This window comes from Bradymonas sediminis (assembly GCF_003258315.1).
In the GTDB taxonomy this organism is placed as follows: domain Bacteria; phylum Myxococcota_A; class Bradymonadia; order Bradymonadales; family Bradymonadaceae; genus Bradymonas; species Bradymonas sediminis.
In genome coordinates, this window is sequence record NZ_CP030032.1 from 3,833,039 (window position 1) to 3,853,220 (window position 20,182).

General features: G+C 60.8%; 17 protein-coding genes. 5 read left to right on the forward strand and 12 right to left on the reverse strand.

Annotated features, from left to right (window positions below):
* Positions 1-91: 91 nt before the first annotated feature.
* Positions 92-1,171, reverse strand: a complete 1,080-nt coding sequence (gene pdhA / locus DN745_RS14460; RefSeq protein WP_204355004.1) for a pyruvate dehydrogenase (acetyl-transferring) E1 component subunit alpha — start codon at positions 1,169-1,171, stop codon at positions 92-94.
* Between the two features lie 296 nt (positions 1,172-1,467).
* On the opposite strand from pdhA, the gene DN745_RS14465 reads away from it, so the two are divergent.
* Together DN745_RS14465 and DN745_RS14470 are read left to right on the forward strand one after the other, a co-directional pair.
* Positions 1,468-2,013, forward strand: a complete 546-nt coding sequence (locus DN745_RS14465) for a hypothetical protein (protein WP_111335938.1) — start codon at positions 1,468-1,470, stop codon at positions 2,011-2,013.
* Positions 2,014-2,422: 409 nt separating this feature from the next.
* A complete protein-coding gene (locus DN745_RS14470; RefSeq protein ID WP_133622019.1) occupies positions 2,423-4,243 on the forward strand; it encodes a thrombospondin type 3 repeat-containing protein in 1,821 nt (606 codons plus the stop codon).
* A 277-nt stretch (positions 4,244-4,520) separates the two neighbouring features.
* Here DN745_RS14470 and rpsU read toward each other — a convergent pair whose 3' ends face one another.
* From rpsU to pruA, 10 genes are all read right to left on the reverse strand, one after another.
* Entirely contained in the window at positions 4,521-4,754 is a 234-nt protein-coding gene (gene rpsU, locus DN745_RS14475; RefSeq protein WP_239497545.1) for a 30S ribosomal protein S21, read from the reverse strand.
* 92 nt (positions 4,755-4,846) lie between these two features.
* Complete coding sequence (locus DN745_RS14480; protein WP_111335942.1) at positions 4,847-5,527, reverse strand: hypothetical protein; 681 nt, start codon at positions 5,525-5,527, stop codon at positions 4,847-4,849.
* Between the two features lie 214 nt (positions 5,528-5,741).
* A complete protein-coding gene (locus DN745_RS14485; RefSeq protein WP_111335943.1) occupies positions 5,742-7,649 on the reverse strand; it encodes a choice-of-anchor D domain-containing protein in 1,908 nt (635 codons plus the stop codon).
* A gap of 134 nt (positions 7,650-7,783) precedes the next feature.
* Positions 7,784-8,581, reverse strand: a complete 798-nt coding sequence (locus DN745_RS14490; protein WP_111335945.1) for an ABC transporter permease subunit — start codon at positions 8,579-8,581, stop codon at positions 7,784-7,786.
* 4 nt (positions 8,582-8,585) lie between these two features.
* Positions 8,586-9,593, reverse strand: a complete 1,008-nt coding sequence (locus DN745_RS14495; RefSeq protein ID WP_111335947.1) for an ABC transporter ATP-binding protein — start codon at positions 9,591-9,593, stop codon at positions 8,586-8,588.
* Positions 9,590-10,450 carry an ABC transporter permease gene (locus DN745_RS14500; protein ID WP_111335948.1) on the reverse strand — a complete coding sequence of 287 codons (861 nt, stop codon included), beginning with the start codon at positions 10,448-10,450 and terminating at the stop codon, positions 9,590-9,592. Before DN745_RS14500 ends, DN745_RS14495 begins: the two co-directional genes overlap by 4 nt.
* Before the next feature lie 39 nt (positions 10,451-10,489).
* A complete protein-coding gene (locus tag DN745_RS14505; protein WP_111335950.1) occupies positions 10,490-11,419 on the reverse strand; it encodes an ABC transporter ATP-binding protein in 930 nt (309 codons plus the stop codon).
* Between the two features lie 4 nt (positions 11,420-11,423).
* The gene (locus DN745_RS14510; RefSeq protein WP_133622018.1) at positions 11,424-12,821 is read right to left on the reverse strand and encodes a serine/threonine protein kinase; all 1,398 of its coding nucleotides are present in this window, start codon (positions 12,819-12,821) and stop codon (positions 11,424-11,426) included.
* 190 nt (positions 12,822-13,011) lie between these two features.
* Entirely contained in the window at positions 13,012-13,650 is a 639-nt protein-coding gene (locus tag DN745_RS14515) for an REP-associated tyrosine transposase (protein WP_111335953.1), read from the reverse strand.
* Between the two features lie 195 nt (positions 13,651-13,845).
* Positions 13,846-16,815 (reverse strand): L-glutamate gamma-semialdehyde dehydrogenase, encoded by a 2,970-nt coding sequence (gene pruA / locus DN745_RS14520; RefSeq protein ID WP_111335954.1) that lies wholly within the window; start codon positions 16,813-16,815, stop codon positions 13,846-13,848.
* Positions 16,816-17,044: 229 nt separating this feature from the next.
* On the opposite strand from pruA, the gene DN745_RS14525 reads away from it, so the two are divergent.
* Positions 17,045-17,707 carry a hypothetical protein gene (locus tag DN745_RS14525; RefSeq protein ID WP_162687690.1) on the forward strand — a complete coding sequence of 221 codons (663 nt, stop codon included), beginning with the start codon at positions 17,045-17,047 and terminating at the stop codon, positions 17,705-17,707.
* Here the strand turns inward: DN745_RS14525 and DN745_RS14530 are convergent.
* Positions 17,704-19,020 (reverse strand): MBL fold metallo-hydrolase, encoded by a 1,317-nt coding sequence (locus DN745_RS14530; RefSeq protein WP_111335957.1) that lies wholly within the window; start codon positions 19,018-19,020, stop codon positions 17,704-17,706. The two genes, DN745_RS14525 and DN745_RS14530, sit on opposite strands and share 4 nt — an antisense overlap.
* A 65-nt stretch (positions 19,021-19,085) precedes the next feature.
* On the opposite strand from DN745_RS14530, the gene DN745_RS14535 reads away from it, so the two are divergent.
* Together DN745_RS14535 and DN745_RS14540 are read left to right on the forward strand one after the other, a co-directional pair.
* Positions 19,086-19,727: a tetratricopeptide repeat protein gene (locus DN745_RS14535; protein ID WP_111335959.1), complete on the forward strand. Its 642-nt coding sequence runs from the start codon at positions 19,086-19,088 to the stop codon at positions 19,725-19,727.
* Positions 19,728-19,955: 228 nt separating this feature from the next.
* Positions 19,956-20,153 (forward strand): hypothetical protein, encoded by a 198-nt coding sequence (locus tag DN745_RS14540; protein WP_111335960.1) that lies wholly within the window; start codon positions 19,956-19,958, stop codon positions 20,151-20,153.
* Positions 20,154-20,182: the final 29 nt, after the last annotated feature.

The following is a 20,182-nucleotide window of genomic DNA, read 5'->3' on the forward strand; positions in this document are numbered from 1 at the left end:
AACCGCGTTCAAAAAAATTTTCGCGCGCTCATTATGTGCGCGTCACACCTAATACTAAATCACTGCACCGATGGCAGCCCCAGGGCATGGGTCAGTCAAACGCCCAGGGCCACTCCACGTAGACATCTTCGGTGAGCGCATCGAGGCTCGGGAAGTCTTCGCCGTCGGCGTGTTTGGCCGCGGCCTTCGCCTTGGCCTTGGCCTGGGCGTCGATCTCCTTGAGCTCGTCTTCGGTGCGAATTTTATTTTCGACCAACCACTGGGTGAAGCGCTGAATCGGGTCGCGCTGCTGCTCGCGGGTGACCTCATCTTTGGTGCGATAGGTCGCCGGGTCACTCATGGAGTGGCCGCGGTAGCGGTAGGTGTCGAGCTGAACCAGGGTCGGGCGGTTTTCTTTGCGCGCGTACTCCACGGCCTCCGAGATGGTCTCGTAGACCTTGAAGACGTCCTGAGCGTCCTCGACCCGCACACCCTTCATATTGAAGCTGGCGGCCTTGGTCGACATATCTTCGACCGCGCTGATGCGATTCACCGCGGTGCCCATGCCGTAGCCGTTATTCTCGATGATATAAACCACCGGGAGATCCCAGATGGAGGCGAGGTTTAACGACTCGTGGAACGCGCCCTGGGGGACGGTGCCGTCGCCCATATAGACGATGCAGACCGCGTCTTCTTCGCGGTATTTGGCCGCAAAGGCGACGCCGGTCGCGGTGGGAATCTGGCCGCCCACGATGCCCCAGCCGCCGTAGAACTTCTTGTCCACGTCGAATAGGTGCATCGAGCCGCCTTTGCCCTTGGAGACGCCGCTGGCCTTGCCGTATAGCTCGGCCATGATGTCGTTCTCCTCCATGCCGCGCGCCATCGCCTGGGCGTGCTCGCGGTAGCCGGCGACGACGTAGTCGCGGTCTTTAAGCGCGCCGATCGACCCGGCGGCCACGGCTTCCTGGCCGATATAGAGATGACAAAAACCCTTGATCTTGCCCATCTGATAGGAACGCCCCGCCTGCTCCTCGAAGCGGCGCATGCGCACCATCAGATCGTACATCTCAACAAGCCGGTCGTCGCCGAGTTCTTTGCGCAAGCGCTTGCCGATCTTGGCGTCAAGCTTCGGCATCTCGCCCGTCTTCTTCTCGCCGGACTCGGTTGGTTTTTTAGACCCTTTTTTAGCCATTCTGCTCACCCTATGACTGTCGTGTATTTTATAGCGAAGCGAATTGGAGTTACATATTCCGATACATATTATGGCAATAGTTCCCTCTAGCAGGCGCGTCAAGATATAAACCCGGGCAACCCGCCGCCCCGCGCGTAGAGCGGCTGAGGCGCTCCAGACATTCCCGCGCGAGCGATTCGGCGCGCAACCTATGATTTCGCGCCAAGAGTCTATATTTAGTGGGAGTCGTCACAAGATTGTTCCGGGGCTGCGACGCGTTCAGCGCCGCGCCCGCCCATCGATTCCGAGCTTTTTGTATGTCCGAGAATCACCCCGAATCAAGCCAGCCCGAACCGAGAGACGCCGACGCAGCCGAGTGGGACCTCGACGCCGAATGGGAGGCCGCGCGCGCGGCGACCGAGCGAGACCAGGCCAGCCCCCCCGGGGCCCAGGCTTGCGCGCATCGCGAGCCCCCGGCCGAAATCTCGGCCTACGCCTTATTATATACCGGCTTCTTGCTCGGCCCCCCGGCCACGCTGCTCGGCGTGCTCATCCTGATGGGCCGCCGCTTCCGCCTGCGCCCGCTCATCTTCGCGCTGGGCATCTGCGGGGCGACCTGGCTTGTATCCCAGGGCGCAACGCTCGGGCTGCGCGCGGACTGGACGCCGGCGAGCCTCCAGATCATGCGCACCGCGCTGAACTTCATCGCGGGCGTGGTCTTGCTCGGATTCGTCACGGCGAAGACCGATATTCAACTGGCCCACACCCCGAAGGTCTGGCTGAACACCGGCGTATTCTTTCTCATTTTGCTCCTCATTTCATCCTCACTCTCACCGACGGCTTTATTTTGGTTGGGACGCTAATCGCGCCGCCGATTCCGTCCCTCGCGAACAGCGAGGCCCCGAATCTCTACCAAGGAGGAAACCACCGATATCGACCGCTTTATCCCCCGACGCCGATACCCTTGGACCCGGTGGTTGGCGGTATTTGAAATTTTTCTGGTTGTCGGCAGCGCGATTTGTCTTGTAACCAAGATTAACACCCGTAAAACGAGTAAAACAGGTGTTTTATTGCGCCGCCAACTTCGCTACACTGGCGATCGAACGGATAGGGAGAGGCCAGAATCTCCCGCGCCACATGTCGGAATTGCTCAGTTATTCGCGTAGTGCTAGGCTCGCCTGCATGCGGTAACTCGGATAAAAGCATATCGACGACCGGCCATACCGACATCTTACCAGCGAAGTTCTTATGAATATTAATTTGGAGTCGCAAATGAAACGCAAGATAACAACCCTTCTTGCCGGACTTTTCGTCGCGTCCGCGATGGCGTGTACCGGTGACACGGTGAGCGATACGCACTCAACCAGCAACAACTGCCCTAGCGGGCAGCACCGCAACCCGGTCAGCGGGGCCTGCACTCCGAATAACTCGGGAGACACCGACGCCGGCGGCATCACCGACGGGTCGGGCGGCGATGGGGACACCAACCCCAACGTCAACAATAACCCCGACCCCTCGACGCTCGAGGACTGGGAGGATGAGGACGGCGACGGCGTCGTAAACCGCCTGGATAACTGCCCCTTCCACAGCAACCCCGACCAGCTCGACAGCGACGGCGACGGCGTGGGTGACGCCTGCGACAACTGCGTCAGCGTGGCCAACGCCGACCAGGCCGACAGCAACGGCGACGGCGTGGGCGACGCCTGCTCGGACTCTGACCAACTCTACGACGCGAGCAAAGACCACGACGGCGACGGCGTGCCGACCGTCGACGATAATTGCCCTGACGTGGCCAACCCCGACCAGCTCGACAGCGACGGCGACGGCCTGGGCGACGCCTGCGATAACTGCCCCTTCGTGGCCAACTACGACCAGACCGACACCAGCGGCAACGGCACCGGCGACGCCTGCGAGATCGCTCCCGCCGGCCCCATCTGCGCCACCCAGGAGAGCGAGTTCGTCCAGGTCAACCCCAATATCTATATCGTATTGGACCGCTCCGGCTCGATGAATAGCACCCGCATGAACGCCGCCAAATCGGCGCTCAACACCATGGCCGACGAATTGGCGTCCACCGTTAACTTCGGCATCCTGGCCTATCCCGGCGGCAACAACGCATGCAGCAGCTCGGGACAGGAGCTCCTGGATATGGGCTCGCACACCGCCAGCTCCGTCAAATCATCCTATTCCTCGGTCTACGGCAACGACGGCACCCCGACCGGTGGCGCGCTCTATCAGATCCGCAATAATAGTCTCTATGACATCCCTGGCGACAGCCTCAATGACCTTCGCCCGAAGGTCGTCGTGCTCATCACCGACGGTGACCCCAACGGCGGCTCCTGCGGCAACGGCAGCGCCCAGGGACACGCGGTCGCCGGCGCCCAGGCGCTGTATAACGACAATATTCCGGTGCACGTCATCGGCTACCAGGACGGTAACCCGACCTACCTCAACCAGATCGCCCAGGCCGGCGGGACCAACAGCTTTGTGCGCGCGGGCAACGCCACCCAACTGGTCAACGAGCTTCGCCTGATCTCGGAGAACGTCATCTCCTGCTCCTACACCCTCAACGAGACCCCGCAGGACCCCAACAAGATCTGGGTCGAGATCAACGGCACCCCGGTCCCCGAGGGCGGCGCCAACGGCTTCGACTACGACGCCGGCAGCAACTCGCTGTCCCTCTTTGGCACGGCCTGCGACACCCTCAAGAATACGCCGGCCAGCGCGCCGACCCCGCTTAAGATTTCGCTGGGTTGCGCGAGCACCTGCGAGGATATCAGCGAGGAGGTCTGCGACTATACCGACAATAACTGCAACGGTATTATCGACGAGGGCTGCGGCTCCTGCTCGCCGGAGATCTGCGACGGCATCGACAACAACTGCGACGGCGTCGTCGACGAAGGTTGCCCCGAGTGCTCGTTCTTCGGCGAGACCTGCGCGAGCTCCGCGGAGTGCTGCGACGGCACCTGTACCGACAACGTCTGCACCCCGCCGTGTCGCCCCACCGGCGTCACCTGCGAGTCCAACAGCGACTGCTGCGCCGGCTCCTGCGCGGCTGACCGCGAAGGCAATAAGGTCTGCATCCTGGGCTAAGACGACCCGCGCGGGCGCCGCTTCGGCGGTGTCCGCGCGAACCCAGAAAGCACCCAAACCACCCGGCTCTCGGGTGGTTTTTTTATGCCTAATGCCCCCTATTCCCGACGAGAAACGCCCCGCGCGAGTCGGACTACCCACGGCGTCGCCCGCGCTCTAAACCCGAAGGAAGCCCCTCCTTGCTCGCCCTGCGGGCATCCTCAATCTCAAGATACAAAAAAGAGCGGCCACTTCCCGAAGGAAGTGGCCGCTCTTTTAACTGCTCGCTTGGCGAGGCTTAGCCGCGACGGTTGTCACGACGACGCTCACGGCGCTCTTCTTTGCGACGACGACGCTCAGCTTCACGCTGCTTGCGACGCTTGGCGACGCTGGGCTTCTCGTGGAAACGACGACGCTTCAGCTCGCGGCTGACGCCTTCGCGGCCGATCTCTCGTTTGAGACGGTTGAGCGCGCGGTTGATATTGTTATCCCGAACTTCAACCTCAATGGGTCCTAATTCATCTCTGGACATTCAAGCTCCTAGGTTGCCTTTTAATAGGCATCTTTTTTTAACAGGCCAGCGACGCCTCCGAGGAGGCGCCGCCGACATGACTTAATTTAATTTCAGTGCAACAGGCGACGCACGATCGGGTCGACGCCCGATTTGGCCGAGATAGCAGCGGCGCTGAACGCGATCCAAAAATATTTGAACGCGTCGGCATCGCCCGACTCAAGCGCGGCGATCAGGTCGACCTCATAGAAGGTCGCCATCAGGCCCGAGGTGTCGCGGTGGAACAGACGCCAGGTGCGACCGTTGGTCAACATGCCCCACTCCAATCCGGTTGCGCGGATATAGCGGTCGATGTCGATGGCCGGGTTCATCGGGCCGGCTTCTTCTTCCATCTCGTCGAGGGACGCGTCCCACGCCAAGCAGCGCACGATCGCCAGACCGTTGGCGAAGAACTCACGCTCGCCGCGGTATTGCACAGCGGTATTGAAGGCTTGCGCCGTCTCAAAGAGCGTGAAGTCGGGGCGTTGCTCGTCGGCTTCGATGGCGTCAGGCACCATTTCTGCGACGCTATAGACGTAGCCAAGCGCGCGAAGCACGTAGCTTACCCAGAAATACCGGGTTTCCATCTCGTTCAAGCCCTCTTCGATCTGCTGCTCGCGCTTCTCAAGAAGCTCCTCGAGCGAGCGACGAACGGCTTCGATCGACTCAGATTTCCATTCGGGATATTCGTTCACCTGGCTGAATCGCTCACTCTCGAACAACTCGCCGACGTTACGGTAGACTTCGTCTGCCATTTTCTCTCCGGTGTGACCCAGCCTTATAAGCTTAGTCGTCTATTAAATGTATATGCGATCTGGAATGCGGCTTATTAACAAATCAAATCGGCGCGTCAATATAAGGAAACCCCCCGTGCTGTCAAGGCGATGACATTATACTTCTTGCGCTGCACGCGCGCCGAGACTCGCCGGCAGACGGCGCCTAAGCGCCGCCTGCCGCTGAAACCCCCAATTATTGGGCGCTAAACTGGTACACGGTCTGCGAGGAAGCGTTGCCCTCGGTCAGCGTCAACGCGATCTTATATTGCCCCGCGGTGTCCGGGAAGATCGTGGCGTCCGGGCCGATCTTATCAATGAAGGTCTGGCTGCCCGCCGGGCGCTCAAGCAAGGTCCACTGCGCGCGGTTGATCGTGGTGTCCGCGAACCCGGTGCTCAACAGCGCGTTGAAGCGCGCTTCGGTATTCACCGGCACCGCGTCGTCGCCAAAGGACGGCGTCACCACGGCCTCGGCCGTCGAGGCAGCGCCCGACAGCGCGATGAGCGAAATGAACATCTCTTCACCGGCGGTGTTGGTGCCGAAATAAAGCGCCGCGCGGTCGTCGCTCTCGTCATCCCCCTGATAGGTCACGGTGAAGGTCTGCATATCCCCCGGCGCGATCGTCGTGCCGTTGGTCATGCTGGTGCTAAAGGTCGCCGCCGAATTCGGAATGACGTCCGTAATCGCGACGCCCGACGCCACCAGCGGCTGGGTGCCGACGTTACGCATGACGAAGCTGCGGGTCACGTTCTCACCGGCCGCCGCGCGGAAGGTGAAGACGTCCGGCGATATCTGGCCGATCGGCGCGTCACCGACGTCGCCCAGCAGCTCGATCTGAGCCATATCGTTTTGGGATTGCTCGTTGACGAAATAATTATAGAGCACCTCGAGCGTCCCGATGCCGCCGGGGTCGCTGCCGGGCGCGAAAGTGATCTCATAGTCCTGCGTCTCACCGGCGCCGAGCACCTTGGTGTACTGACCGACAATCTCGTTGCCGTTCTCTTTAATCGTATACATCGCCTGGGTGGTCGACGGGAGAACCGCGAACCCACGCAGCGTCAGGCTCGCCGCGCCTTCGTTGCTGATGGTGAAGGTCTGGGTGGCCTGGCCATCGAAGCGCAGCAGCTCCGGGGTGAGCTTGATCGCCGGGCGGCTCGCCTCTGAGGTGACCTGCACCGGAATCTGCTTGACCGGGTCGTTATGCGCCGACGATTTGATCTCAAGGTTGGTGCCAAAGCTGGTGCCATCCCAATCCGACGACGGCGTGAAGCCCAGCGTCCAGGTCTCCGAGGCGCCCGGGGCGAGCTGGATGGGCAGCGAGGGCGCGGCCGAAACCGTGAAACGCTCCACGAATTCGCGCGGGCGAATCGAGCTGATGGTCAGCGGTTGGTCGCTATGAGTATTCGTGATCTTGATATCACGGCTGTCACTGCTGCCGACGTTCACCCCGGCGAAGCTCACGCTCTGCGGGGAAACCTCGATCGTTCCGCTGCCTTCCACATGCGTGAAGAAGACGCGAATATCGCCGTCGACGATGGTCGGCGCGTTCGTATTCTGCGCGTTGGTCTTAATCTTCAACTCGCCGCAATAATTCGCAGGCGCATCCGCGTCGCCCACTGGCGCCGCCGGGCAATTCATGCCGCCGGTGCCCGGGACAATGATCGTCTCAATCGAACTCGACGCTCCGGGCGCGATCTCGAAGGGAACCTCCGGCATGCCGACCTTTCGGCACAGGCCATTGAACGACCAGCACACCGTGCTCTCGGGGCACGCGCCGCTGGAGTCAAAGGTCGGCGCCGCGTCCGCGTCAAAGGAACACGTCGTGTCCAAATACTCGCCGGCGACGAGCAGGCGCTCGGGCTTGGAGCTAAAGTCGATCTCCGAGACCTTCAGGTCCGCCTTGCCGTCATTGGAGAACGCGATCGTCGTTTGGGCCTGCATACGGCGGTCCGTGGCCGGCATTTGCAACGCCAACGGCGAGGCCGTCTCAAGCTTCACCGACGCCAACTTTCCCTCGCCAAAACTATCGTCGTCGCCGCAAGCCGAAACCCCGGCCACGCCGAGCACGAGGCTCGCAATCAATACTTGAATCTTAAATCTCATAACCGGGCTCCTAATAAATCTGGATTTGCTTCTTTTTTAATGAAAATTCCCACCGATTTCGCCCACAAGCTACCGATTTGCCCGCACCAATGCAACGCGGACAACGCGCAAGCTTTACCCGTGGTCTAAACCGATTATTTGATATGGTATTGCTTCTGCGAGAAGATCGCCGCGCCCAGCCCAACCGCCAGCGCGCAAAACGCGCCGAGCACCACGAACCCGACCCACCACGCGATATCCAACGGCTCGTCGAAGATCATGCGGTCAAGCAGGCCCAGCCGCTGGGCCGCGTTAAACCCGGCGGCGGTGCGCATATGAAATCGCACGCTCAATAGCTCGAGGATCGGAAACAGCGGGAAGAGCATCTCGGCGATGACAAAATAGATGATCCCCGGGAATTGGCTCTTGGCCGCCAACGCCCCCAGGCAGGCAAAGATCGCGGTATAACAGGCCGTCCCCAGGACCGTGGCCCCCAGCACCTGGGCGATGCCGCCCGGTGACATCCCGCCCATGCCCCCGGCGGCGATCATCACCAACCCCAGCAGCACCACCATCGGCAGCAGGACCAGCCCGACCGCGACGGTCGTGCTCGCCAACCACTTGCCCAAATACAGGGCGGGCTTGGCGATCGGGCGCAACAATAGATACGTCAGCGTGCGCCCCTCCATCTCGTCGACCAGCGCCGGCCCGCCGAAGAAGACCGCCGCCAGCGGCGCCAAGAAGGGGAACACAACCCCCTGGACCGTCTCGGTGAACAGCGACAGCCCGTCGACCTCATCATAGAAGATATAGACAATCGCAAAGAGCACCGGCAGAAACTGCACGATCAGCAGGATCAGAGTCTTCTTCGCCCGCACCAGCCGCATCAGGTCGGTGCTATAGACGGTCGTGAGCTGCGAGGCAGCGCTTATTGTACGCGTGGTTGCCATCATGGGATCACTTCACCAAATACTCAAAAAGAGCCATCAAATTATTATCGGGCGACATAAACCCGCGCAGCTCGATGCCGTGCTCGCGCGCTAATTTCGGGATGCGCATATAACACGCGTCCGGGTCGCGCGTGGCGATATTAAAGCGCGCCGCGTCCGGGGCGAACTCGATGCTCACCACGTCCTCATAGGTCGCAAGAATCGCCGCGAATTGGCGCGGCTTATCACAGTCCACCCGGATCGTGTGTGGGTGCTTATCGATCATCTCGCGGATGGCGTAGATATTGCCGTCGGCCAGCACCCGGCCCTTGTTGATCAGCAGGATATCCTGGGTCATCTGCTCAACTTCGTGGAGCACATGGCTGGAGACGACCACCGTCTTTCCCTGCTCCCCGAGGAGCTGCACCAGCTCAATCATCTTGTGGCGCCCCACCGGGTCGGTGCCGGTAAGTGGCTCGTCTAAAAAGAGAATATCCGGCGAATGCGCGATCGCCTGGGCCAACTTCACCCGCTGGCGCATGCCCTTAGAATACTCGTCGATGCGCCGGTTTTTATTCTTCGACATCCCCACCAGGTCGAGGGTTTCGTCGGCCAACCGGCGCGCCTCGCCCATCGAAAACCCCTGCAGACGCGTCAGATAGATGACGAAATCACGCCCGGTCATCTCCTCATAAAACGCGTCCTGCTCGGGCACCAGACCCACCCGCTGAAAGATCTTCGAGTTATTCCAGATCGGCTCGCCAAAAATCGTCGCCTGGCCGGTGGAGGCGCGCAATTGGCCGCTCAAAATCTTGAGCAAGGTCGACTTGCCCGCCCCGTTGGGGCCGAGCAATCCGGTCACGCCGGGGCCGATATCAAGAGAGATATCATTGACCCCGATCACCTGGCCGTACCAGAGCGACACATTGCGCGTCGAGATAACCACCGGCTCACCGCCCACCCGGGCGACCGGGTGCGCGGAGGGTTTCGAAGGTTTGGGCGTCTTCGCCGAATCAACTGCCTGCGCTGCACTCATGCGATCCCCTCTAATTTATTCACTCGCCAGAACATCGCGTAGAGCCCCAGGCCGGCGGTGGCCGCCAGGATGGCGAACGGCGCGACCAGCGGCACCTCGGGCGCCGTCTCGGCCAGAAGAAGCTGCGTCGCCAACCACAGGTTGCCCGGCAGGCTCCACAATTGGGCCAGCTCGCCGCTGTCCGCGCTGAGCGCGACGATGATCGACAGAATCTGTGGCACCAATATCACGCCCACAAACGCCAGCACCGCGTAGCCGGTGCGCCGGGTCAGGCTGCTCAAACCCAGCACGATGCTGCACACCAACACGGTGATCCCCACCGACATCCCCAGCCCCACCGCCGACTGCGTAAACGCCTCGGTGGCCAACTCGCTGCGCGCGAAATACGACGCCCGAAGCCCGCCCAGCAGCAGCGCCGGCAGCACCGTCACCAGCGAGCAGAGCCCGAAGAGCCCCAGGAATTTCCCCAGCAGATACTCCCAGCGCTCAACCGGGCGCGAGAAATACAGCTGAAAGGTCTGGTAGCGCAGGTCTTCGGCGATCGCCCCGCAGCCCACCACCATCATGAGCAGCGCGGCCGAGAAGAACTGCATCTGCAGCACCATGCTCACCCCGGCGGTCCCCATGCCCGAGGCACCGAGCATATCCTTGACCTCGGGCAATTTCTCGTGAGCCCCGTACTCGGCAAAAACCAGCAGCAGCGTGATCAGAACCGGGAACCAGAGCAGCACCAGCATCGCCCAGGTGCGCTTCAGGCGCATCGCCATGCCAAAGGTCATGCGCGCAAAGGTCAACCACGCGCTCCCTAATTTTAGCGGGCCGTCGTAGCTAATATATTTTTGTTCGTGGATTGCCATTATATATCGTCTTTAATGCTCAGAAATTCGCATCGAAAATTAAGCCGCGGGCGCCTTATGCGCATGCTCATCGAGCAGGCTTAGGAAGGCTTTCTCGAGGGTCAGCTCGGCCGGCATAAAGCGGCGCACCTGGATATCCTCCTCGATGGCCGCATCCAGCAGACCCTGCACGGTCTGCGGGGCGACCAGGCGCACCTGCAGCCGCAACCCCTGCTGCTGCACGCTAAACCCGCGCGCCTTGAGGATCTCGGCGAATTGCTCATTCTGCTCTTTGGTCTCGATCTCGACGATCGACTTCTGCCTGTCTGCCTTGAGCGCGGCGATGGTGCCGAAGTGGATCAGCTCCCCCTGGTCGAGCATGATCATCGACTCACAGACCTTCTCGACGTCGTAGAGAATGTGGCTGGAGAGCACCACGCTGATGCCCCGGCTTTTCACGTCCCCGATCAGGTCGAGCATCTCGTCTCGCCCCTGCGGGTCCAGCCCGTTGGTCGGCTCGTCCAAGAACACCAATCTCGGCCCGTGCACCAGCGCCTGGGCGAGCTTGACGCGCTGCTTCATGCCGGTCGAGAAGCCGCCGAGTTTGCGGTAGCGCGCCTCGCCAAGCCCCACATAATGCAGCGTTTCGTGCGCCCGGCTGAGCGCCTGTGAGCGCGGCATCCCGGTCAACCCGCCCATCAGCGCCACATAACTCACCGCCGTCATCGACGGCAAATAACAGTCATTCTCCGGCATATAACCGATGGACTGACGGATCTTATGGGTGTCCTCGGGCAGCCGAAACCCCAACACCGACGCGCTGCCACCGCTGAGCTCCAAAAGCCCGAGCAGCGACTTAATCAGCGTCGACTTGCCGGCCCCGTTGGGGCCCAGAAGCCCCACGCTCCCCTCTTGAATTTTAAGCGTGATGCCCTTCAGCGCCTGGTAATTGCCGTAGGATTTCTGAACATTCTCAAGATCAAATAACATCGAATTAACTGCCCAAGATAGAAAAGAGGATCACCCCAATCATGATCACAAGAATCACGCCGAGCACCGCGATGGCGATGAGCATCACCTTCTGATTATCCTTGGCCGGCGCGGGTGCCGCCGGCGCGTGCACCGGCGGGTTCGCGTGCGTGACGGTCGGCTGCGGGCTCACGGCCTGGGCCGCCTTGGCCGCCTCCAAATACTCGTGGAGTTTCCCAACCTGGTGCATCCCGGTCAGCTCGCTGCCCGGGAAATAGGTGTCTTTGGACGACAAATTCCGCTCGGCCATGATCTCGCGCTCGCGCCCGACCAACGCCTGGAACATATCCATCGCGTCCTCGAAGCGGTCGTTCGGGTCCTTGGCCAACGCCTTGAGGATCAGCGCCTCCATGCTCGGTGCCACCGGGGTGGCCGAGACCTCGCTCGGGCGAGGCGGCGGCTCGAACACATGCTTGGTCAAAATGCCGACGGGATTTTTATCCCGAAACGGCGTCTTCCCGGTCAAAAGCTCAAAGAGGATGCAACCAAGGCTATAGATGTCGGTGCGGTGGTCCAACTCTTTGGCCTGCGCCTGCTCCGGCGACACATATTGCGGCGTCCCGTACACAATGCCCGCCTGGGTCAATTGCTGCTGGGGCGCCCCGCCCGGGTCCTTTAGCTTGGCGATGCCGAAGTCCAAAATCTTGACGAAATTCTCCTCGCCGCGGAACTCGGTCAGCAGAATATTATCGGGCTTGAGGTCGCGGTGAATGATGCCGAGGTCATGCGCCTCGGCCAACGCGCTACACGCCTGCTTCATGATCTTGATGGCCGCCAACTCGTCGAGCGCGCCCTCTTCGTCCAGCCGGTCGCGCAGCTCGCGGCCTTTTACGAATTCCATGACCAAATACAGCAGGTTATCTTCGCTTCGCCCGAAGATGAAAACCCGCACAATATTCGGGTGGCTCACCATACTGATGACCTTCGCCTCGCGATAAAAGCGCTGGACGATCTCATCGGACTCCGCCGCGTTGGGGTGCAATACCTTGAGCGCAACGGTCTGGTCGATGATATTCTGGCGCGCCAGATACACCGCGCCCATCCCACCCTCACCGAGCTTTTTGACGATGGTATATTCGCCAAAAAACGTGCGCCCCATCAGGTCGGCATTGACCGCGGGAGCCGGCGCCGGCGTATGCGCCGGCTGACGCTGCGCCGAGCGACTCGGCCCACGCGGCGCCGACCCGCGCTGCCCTGGCGCCGGCCGCTGACTGGCGCCCGCGCCTCGCGCCGCCTGCTGATTTGCAGCCGCCGCCTGAGCCAAAGGCGCACGCGCGCGCGCTACCTGCAACGGCGTGCCATCGTGCGGACACACCGCCGCATCGTCACCGAAGCGACTTCCACATTTGGGGCAAACTTTCATCTTGGGTCACTCCGGAACACGATGGACAAAGTACGGCGTCGATTTCAAAACACGCAAAAAAACATTCACAAATGCGCAATATCGGCAATTATTAGCATGCGTGCGGCCGGGGTGCAAAGAAATTGGGTACGAGGGCTCTTGGGCCACGCCGCCTCACCGATGGACCGCGGACGGCTCGTCCGCCTTGGTCTTAGAAGCTTCGCCAGAAACGCTCCCGACAATCCTGCCACCAGCGCATAATCGACGGGCGAAGCAACTCATGCTTGTGAATACTCGAGTAGGGCCAATCAAACGGGTCATCCACGAGGCCCGCGCGAACCGGATTCAAAAAAATATAGCATTGCATATTGAAGAGATGACGCTCATCTCGGGCATAGCGGTCAAAATAGTCCGTCTGCCACAGCGCATGGCCATCGTTGGAGGTCCCAAGCTTCGCTTTGATCTCATGGGAGCTATAGGACTTCCATGCTTGAACGATCTTCGGCATCGACCGGGTCGGGCGGTCATAGACGACATGAACGTGATTCGGCATCACGACCCAATCCTGAAGTCGATAGTGCCTTCCATCATAAAACTTCCAATTATCGATAATGATTTGGGCAAAATCATGCTTTTTTAATAGGCATGAGCCGTATCCATTGTCGAGAAACTCCTCCAAACGCGCTCGTCTAACTTCGTCGTTCTCGTCGAGATTGCGCAGCAGCCCTTCGACCACCTTCTTTGGCAGCGAGTCCGCCAGTCGGTACGTGATCATTTGAGGATATTGGTCCGTGTCGAAATGCGGCAGATATCCTCGGCTATACCAGCCCTTGAATGTTTCGGCGGCCATCGTTTTCTCTCCATTAGCGGTATAATTTTGGAAAAACTACAACGCGAGGCATCAAAACGACGGCACGTGGTACAAGTAATCAAATTATAATATGCGGGCGAGCCGCCCGCGCGCCTTCCATACTATGCGAGCGAGCCGCCCGCGCTCCATCACCTCTTTTATGGACCGCGGACGGCCCGTCCGCCCGCACTCCCATCACTCCGGCGCAAAACCCCGCCGCATCGTATTCTCGGTCATCGAGCGCGGCTCCATAAATTGCACCAGATAATCCGGCCCGCCGGCCTTCGCACCCACCCCCGACATCTTGAACCCACCAAACGGCTGGCGATACACCAGCGCCCCTGTACACTTCTGGTTGATATACAGATTGCCGACCCGAAACTCGCGGCGCGCCCGGTCGATATTGAGCGGGCTTCGGCTATAAACGCCGCCGGTGAGCGCGAAGCGGGTGCCGTTGGCGACGTCGAGCGCCTGGCCAAAATCATCAACCTTGATGAGCGCCAGCACCGGGCCGAAGATCTCTTCTTGCATCAAGCGGCTGGCGGGGTCGCGGACCTCGAAAATCGTGGGCCCCACGAAATAGCCGTCGGCCGGGGTTTCGCGCTCGATGAGCAGGGTCTCCTCGGCTTTGGCGTAGTCGATATAGCCGCGGATTTTATCGCGCGCGGCGGCGTCGACCACCGGGCCGATGGCGTGGGCCGGGTCGTCGGCGGCGCCCAAAATAAGCGAGCGCGTCGCCTCGACCAGGCGCGTTTTGAACTCCTCATAACAAGCGGCGTGGACGATAGCGCGGCTACACGCCGAGCATTTTTGCCCCTGGAACCCGAACGCCGCCTGCAACACGCCCTGCACGGCCTCGTCGAGGTCGGCGTCGGCGTCGACGATGATGGCGTTTTTGCCGCCCATCTCGCACACCACTTTTTTAACATGCTGCTGGGCGCGCGGGTCGGTGTGGGCGGCTTTGCGCAGAATCTCCAAGCCCACGTCCATGCTGCCGGTAAACGCGATCAGATGCGTCTTCGGACTCTGCACCAGGTGCTCGCCGACCTCTTCGCCAAGACCCGGCAGATAATTGATAACCCCGGGCGGGAACGCCGCCTCGCGCGTGAGCGCCATGAGCTTGGCCGCGATCACCGAGGATTGCTCAGCGGGCTTCATAATCACCGTATTGCCCGTGACCGCCGCGGCGACCGTCATGCCGCAGAGGATGGCCAGCGGGAAATTCCACGGCGCGATCACCGCCGCGACCCCGCGCGGCTGGTAGAACATCAGGTTGAGCTCACCGGGCAGACTCCCCAGGCGCTGCGGGGTGTCCAGGCGCAGCATCTCGCGGGCATAATACTCGCAAAAGTCGATGGCCTCGCACACATCGCCGTCGGCCTCGCGCCAATTTTTACCGACCTCAAAGACCATCCAGCCGGCCAGGTGGTCGCGCCATTTGCGCATCTGCTCGGCCAAAGCAAAGAGATATTTTGCGCGCTCCGACGCCGGCAATTTTGCCCACCCCGGCCCGGCCGCCTCCGCCGCCCGCAGCGCCGCCTCGGCATCTTCCGCCGTCGCCCGCGCCACCACGCCCACCACCTCGTCGGGCCGGCTCGGGTTCACGCTCACGATCGTCTCTTGGGTCTCAATCTCCTCGCCGCCAATCACCAGCGGATATCGCATGCCCAGGCGCGAGCGCACCGTGGCGATGGCCTCGCGAAAATGCGCGCGAACCGGCGCCTGGCTAAAATCGCGCATCGGCTCATTTCGAAAGCCCTCTTTATTGAGCGGGGCGCGCGCGGCCGGGCGCTCAGAAGACGCCGAAGCAGCAGTTTTTTCGGGCTTGGCCAGCAATTCTTCCAGGCTCTTGCCGTCGGCAAACGACATGCGCAGCCAGGACTCATTCGACGTATTCTCCAACAGACGCCGCACCAGATACCCCATGCCCGGGATAATCTCGCCGACCGGCACATAATCGCGCAGCCGGTAGCCCATCGAGGTCACCGCCGCCTTCATCGGCTCGGCCATCCCGAAGAGCATCTGGAACTCAAGGTCGCGCTTATCCAGGCGCTTCGCCTCGGCGTAGGCCATCGCGTGGGCGATGCTTCGCACATTATGAGACGCAAAGGCCGCGTGGATATATTTGTGGTGGTCGAGCAGAATCTCGGTGCAGCGCTCATAGGATTGGTCGGTCTGCCATTTTTGCCCAAACACCGGGCTCTCCCAGCCCTCCTGAGCGCTATGAATCGTCTCATAATCCCAATAGGCGCCCTTCACCAGCCGAACGGTCACCGGCGTTTTTCGCCGCTTCGCCCACTTGCATAGCTCCAGAATATCGGCCTCGGCCTCCTTCAAATACGCCTGAATCACCAGCCCCGCGTGGGCGAAATCGGCGAACTCATCCTCTTCCAGAAGGCTCTTAAAGGTCGCGATGGTCAGGTCTTTATCCTTATAGGATTCCATGTCGATATTGAGGAATAGCCCATGCGCTTTGGCCTTGCGAAATAGCGGTCGAAGACGCGTTTTGACGCCCTCAATGCTCCCCTCAAAATCAATGGCGTCCAATTGGCTATACAGGCTCGAGATCTTCACCGACACATTCGCCCGCGGCACCACGCCCCAGGGCGCGCGGTCGAGCTCGGGGCGCGCCGGCCAGTCGGCGGTGGCCGCGATCAGCGCGTCAAAGATCGCATCGTAGCGGCGCAGATAATCCGCGGCTTCGGCCTCGCTAAGCGTCGCCTCGCCGAGCAAATCAAGGGTAAAACAAAGCCCCGCATCCCACATCTGGCGCAGCGTCCCCATCGCCTCGGGCGCGTCCTCGCCGGCGATAAATTTCGACGCCATCCCCAAAATTTGCTTCTCGATCTGGTCGGCCGCCTTCTTGGCCACCCAGCTATCGGGTTTGACCCGGGCGAGCCCCCACTGAAAAGAGGAGGGGAAGTCCTGGCCGGGGCGGCAAAAATACTCCTGCAGATGCTCCGCGACCTGCACGTGGTCATTGAGCGAGGGGAAGACGTCGACGAAGCGGAACATCTCGACCTTAAAGGCCTCGTCCTTCATCGACCAATCCATGACCTTGCCGCTCCACCAATCCTTGCGAAAGACCGACGGCGCCTCACCCTTCATGCGCCGAAATATCTCATTCCCAAGCTCGACAATCCGCTTCTCAGCCGCACGTGCCATGACGTTCCCTATCCGAAGTTTCCCGACAATCTCTTGTCTTCGATAAACTGATGGCTATGTATTAATCAGCCCAATGCTTATCAGATCGAATTCGGAACCGTAAACCCCGAAAGCCCCCTAAGTGACTGATAATATTGACGCATCGCGTCATTTACTGAATGCGTTATCCGCCCGATAAACCCAGCGCGGCCTGATGTTATGGACCGAGCATCCTGACAGAGGAATGACAATGTTTAGACACACCACGCGCCTCGCGATGATCGCTTTGCTCAGCACCACCGCCCTCTTTCACATCTCCTGCGGCGAGGACGCCGCAGACGATAACGCGACCGGGGGCGCAGACCTCGCCCCCTCAGTCACCGGGAGCGCCGAAATCCGCACCCTATCTGCCGCCGATAAGACCACCCTCTGCGCCGAAGTCGAGCGCTATACCCGCGGCCAAATCCCCGACAACCGCGACAAGGTCTGCACCATCGTCGCCAGTGTCATAACCTCGCAACAAGAGCCCCCGTCGAACGAATGGGCCCAGCAGAGCTGCGCCAGAACACGCAGCGAATGCCTGGACACCGACAACCACTTTATCGACGATGACTGCCTCGAAGACCTCACGACCAACTGCAGCGCGACCGTCAACGAATACGCCGCCTGCGTCAGGGCCCGCACCCAACAGCTCAAAGCACTCTTCAAAAAAATCCGCACCTGCCCGGACCTCAACCTCAACTACCTGGCCAGCGACTTCGCCGCCGAGTTCCCCCAATTGCCCCCCGAGTGCGGCATCATCAAAACGGTCTGCCCGGGCGCGCTTGAGGACGGCGATATTTTCGACGATGCGCTATATGCGGATTATGAACTCTTTGGGTCGGACGACTCCCAAGAAGCCGAGACCAATTAGAGCAGGCGCAATCGCTCACCGTTTTCGGGCACATCGATCTGGCCGCTAAACCCGGCCTTTTCGATGGCTCTCTTAAGCGAAAAAAGCTGCGAGCGATGGCCGTGGACCAGCAGCAGGCGCGCCGGATTCACGGCGAGCACGGCGTCGATGAGTTGGCGGCGCGGGGCGTGGTTGGGCAGGAGGAAATGCGCGATTTGCGCGCGCACCTCCTGCTTCCCGAGCCTAAATTGGGGCACCTTTGACGCCTTCGACGCCTTCAAGAGCTTCCCTGCCACCGACTTGGGATAGGCGCGGTTTAGCAGAATCACCGTCGCCTCGGGCTTCTCGACCACGCCCTGAAGCAGGCGCCCGGCTGGCGTGCCGCGACCGAATTGCTCACCCGGTGCCACTACCGCCTCGCCCGCCAGCAGAGCCCGCGCACACCCGCGCTCGCCGACGAAGCGAAGCCGCGACAGGTCTTCGGCGCGCCCGGCCGCCTTAAACGCAATCCGGGTAATCTCCTCGAGCGCCTCGTGGACCAGATGCGCGACGCCTGCGTCGAGCAGCCCCGCGACCACCTCGGCCCCGCACCCCAGCCGTGCCACGCCGACCAGCGCCGGCCGCCCCGCTGCTCGCCCAACCACCTCGCAAAGCCCGGCCATCTGCGCCGCATAATCCACCGCATCCTGCGCCTTTTGAGTGGCGAGCACGCCCTCCATCAGCATGATATCAATGGGGAAATCCGCGCTCCCCCGCGGGAAGAGCGCCCCGCTTCGGAGGACTTGGTCGTGACCGCAAAAATCCCCCGTATAGAGGATGCGAAACGGACGCGCGCCCCCCTGATCAACCTCGAGCAAGAGCAGCTCGGCCCCGGCGATATGCCCGGCCGGAAAGCTCATCGCCCGGAACTTCACCCTTTCCCCGCTGTCTGCACCAGAGGACGCCGTAGGCATCGAAAATCGCAGCGGGTCGAAATATTCGCGCGACACGATTGTATTTAACTGAGTGGCCAGCGCCGCGTCGCGCGCCCTGCCGCGCTTGAGCGCGACCTTTGCGAGCTGGCGGGTGCTGGGCGCGCAAAAGCATGGCAGCCGCGGGAAGCGCGCCTTCAGGGCGCTAAGCCCCCCGAGGTGGTCCCAATGCGCGTGGCTTATCCAGCAGGCATCCGGCGCCTCAATCTTTTGAACCCATTCAGGCGCGGGGGGAGTTTTCGCTTTGCCCGGCTCACGCGCACCGGCGTCCAATAGGATGCGCCGACCGCCCGCCGCGATAAGATAGGCGTTCGCGCCGATCTCACTGGCGCCAGAGAGGGCTTCGAAGGTGACCTGTTTCATGATGTTTCGACACGCAGAAATTTAAGGTATAAGAGGCGCGCAATTTTTTACGGAGATTCAAACCTATGACGGCCCCCAACAAACGCGGAATTCAACTAAGTTGGCAGCGCGGACTGCTCCCGATGAGCCTGCTCATCCTCTTCGTGCTGCGCTTTGGCCTCGGCGCACCGCTCTGGGTTATCTCGATTTTCCTGCTCTGGATTCCCATCTTCTATATCGTGCTGCCGATGCTCGTGCGACGCAAATGGGCCCGGTTTGACAAGGAGTTCGCGCGCCAATTCCAAAAGGGCGAATATAAGGCGCTGTTGATCTACTATCGGGACCAGTGGTTTTTGCGAAAATTCGGCCCCAAGGCCGAAATGCTCGGAAAACTCGGGCTGATCTACTCGGCGATGCACCAATATCGCGAGGCCGAAGACGCCCTGGAAAAAGCAATCGACCACTCCCACAAATCGCAGCGGGACAAATTATATTTCAACCTGGCCGGGGTGAAATACGAGTTGGGGCGCTATGAGGACGCGGAGCAAATCTTAAAATCGCTGCGCGTTAACTCTCCCTACGGCCATTCAGCCAAGACTCAACTCGCCCTGATCGACCTGCGCCGCGGGCGGCGCACCCAAGCGGCGCGCGCGTTTTTGGAGAAAAAACTCCCCCGCACCAACGGTGAAGTCAAAATCAGAATCGAGCGCGCGCTGGCAGAATGTTGATCGGGCAAACCCCGCTGGGCTTGCCAAGTCGCCCCGAGCACGTATATTTGGCCGCGCACGGGTGCGCAACCTCCCAAAGATGGGGGCTAAACCCGCCTGGAACACCCGAAAATCGCAGCGAAATGACACGCTTCAATCGGTCATCTCGGCATTTTTGATAGCGCGCAGGCCGCACCAAAGACACCAAATTCACTAAAGCTTATAACCACTTAGCTCCTGGAGCCTATTATGATGAACGCCAATAAACGAGACCGCCTATTTGACCTTCGCACCGTCGAGCGCAATATCGAGCACGGCTTGATTACGCGCGAAGACTACCTGGCCCACCTCGAAGGTCTCGAAGACGCGACCGACAAAGGTCTGCCGGTCGAAGCCTCCTTCAAAGCGGGCGTCCTCGAAGACGACGCCATGGACGAAGAAGAATAACCCCGCGGGGGCTCATTCGCGTACTCTCT

What these genes read in the sequence shown, in the direction of transcription:
- pdhA (WP_204355004.1), bottom strand. Translation starts at nt 1,171, where the DNA reads ATGGCTAAAAAAGGGTCTAAAAAACCAACCGAGTCCGGCGAGAAGAAG.
- DN745_RS14465 (WP_111335938.1), top strand. Translation starts at nt 1,468, where the DNA reads ATGTCCGAGAATCACCCCGAATCAAGCCAGCCCGAACCGAGAGACGCC.
- DN745_RS14470 (WP_133622019.1), top strand. Translation starts at nt 2,423, where the DNA reads ATGAAACGCAAGATAACAACCCTTCTTGCCGGACTTTTCGTCGCGTCC.
- rpsU (WP_239497545.1), bottom strand. Translation starts at nt 4,754, where the DNA reads ATGTCCAGAGATGAATTAGGACCCATTGAGGTTGAAGTTCGGGATAAC.
- DN745_RS14480 (WP_111335942.1), bottom strand. Translation starts at nt 5,527, where the DNA reads ATGGCAGACGAAGTCTACCGTAACGTCGGCGAGTTGTTCGAGAGTGAG.
- DN745_RS14485 (WP_111335943.1), bottom strand. Translation starts at nt 7,649, where the DNA reads ATGAGATTTAAGATTCAAGTATTGATTGCGAGCCTCGTGCTCGGCGTG.
- DN745_RS14490 (WP_111335945.1), bottom strand. Translation starts at nt 8,581, where the DNA reads ATGATGGCAACCACGCGTACAATAAGCGCTGCCTCGCAGCTCACGACC.
- DN745_RS14495 (WP_111335947.1), bottom strand. Translation starts at nt 9,593, where the DNA reads ATGAGTGCAGCGCAGGCAGTTGATTCGGCGAAGACGCCCAAACCTTCG.
- DN745_RS14500 (WP_111335948.1), bottom strand. Translation starts at nt 10,450, where the DNA reads ATGGCAATCCACGAACAAAAATATATTAGCTACGACGGCCCGCTAAAA.
- DN745_RS14505 (WP_111335950.1), bottom strand. Translation starts at nt 11,419, where the DNA reads ATGTTATTTGATCTTGAGAATGTTCAGAAATCCTACGGCAATTACCAG.
- DN745_RS14510 (WP_133622018.1), bottom strand. Translation starts at nt 12,821, where the DNA reads ATGAAAGTTTGCCCCAAATGTGGAAGTCGCTTCGGTGACGATGCGGCG.
- DN745_RS14515 (WP_111335953.1), bottom strand. Translation starts at nt 13,650, where the DNA reads ATGGCCGCCGAAACATTCAAGGGCTGGTATAGCCGAGGATATCTGCCG.
- pruA (WP_111335954.1), bottom strand. Translation starts at nt 16,815, where the DNA reads ATGGCACGTGCGGCTGAGAAGCGGATTGTCGAGCTTGGGAATGAGATA.
- DN745_RS14525 (WP_162687690.1), top strand. Translation starts at nt 17,045, where the DNA reads ATGTTTAGACACACCACGCGCCTCGCGATGATCGCTTTGCTCAGCACC.
- DN745_RS14530 (WP_111335957.1), bottom strand. Translation starts at nt 19,020, where the DNA reads ATGAAACAGGTCACCTTCGAAGCCCTCTCTGGCGCCAGTGAGATCGGC.
- DN745_RS14535 (WP_111335959.1), top strand. Translation starts at nt 19,086, where the DNA reads ATGACGGCCCCCAACAAACGCGGAATTCAACTAAGTTGGCAGCGCGGA.
- DN745_RS14540 (WP_111335960.1), top strand. Translation starts at nt 19,956, where the DNA reads ATGATGAACGCCAATAAACGAGACCGCCTATTTGACCTTCGCACCGTC.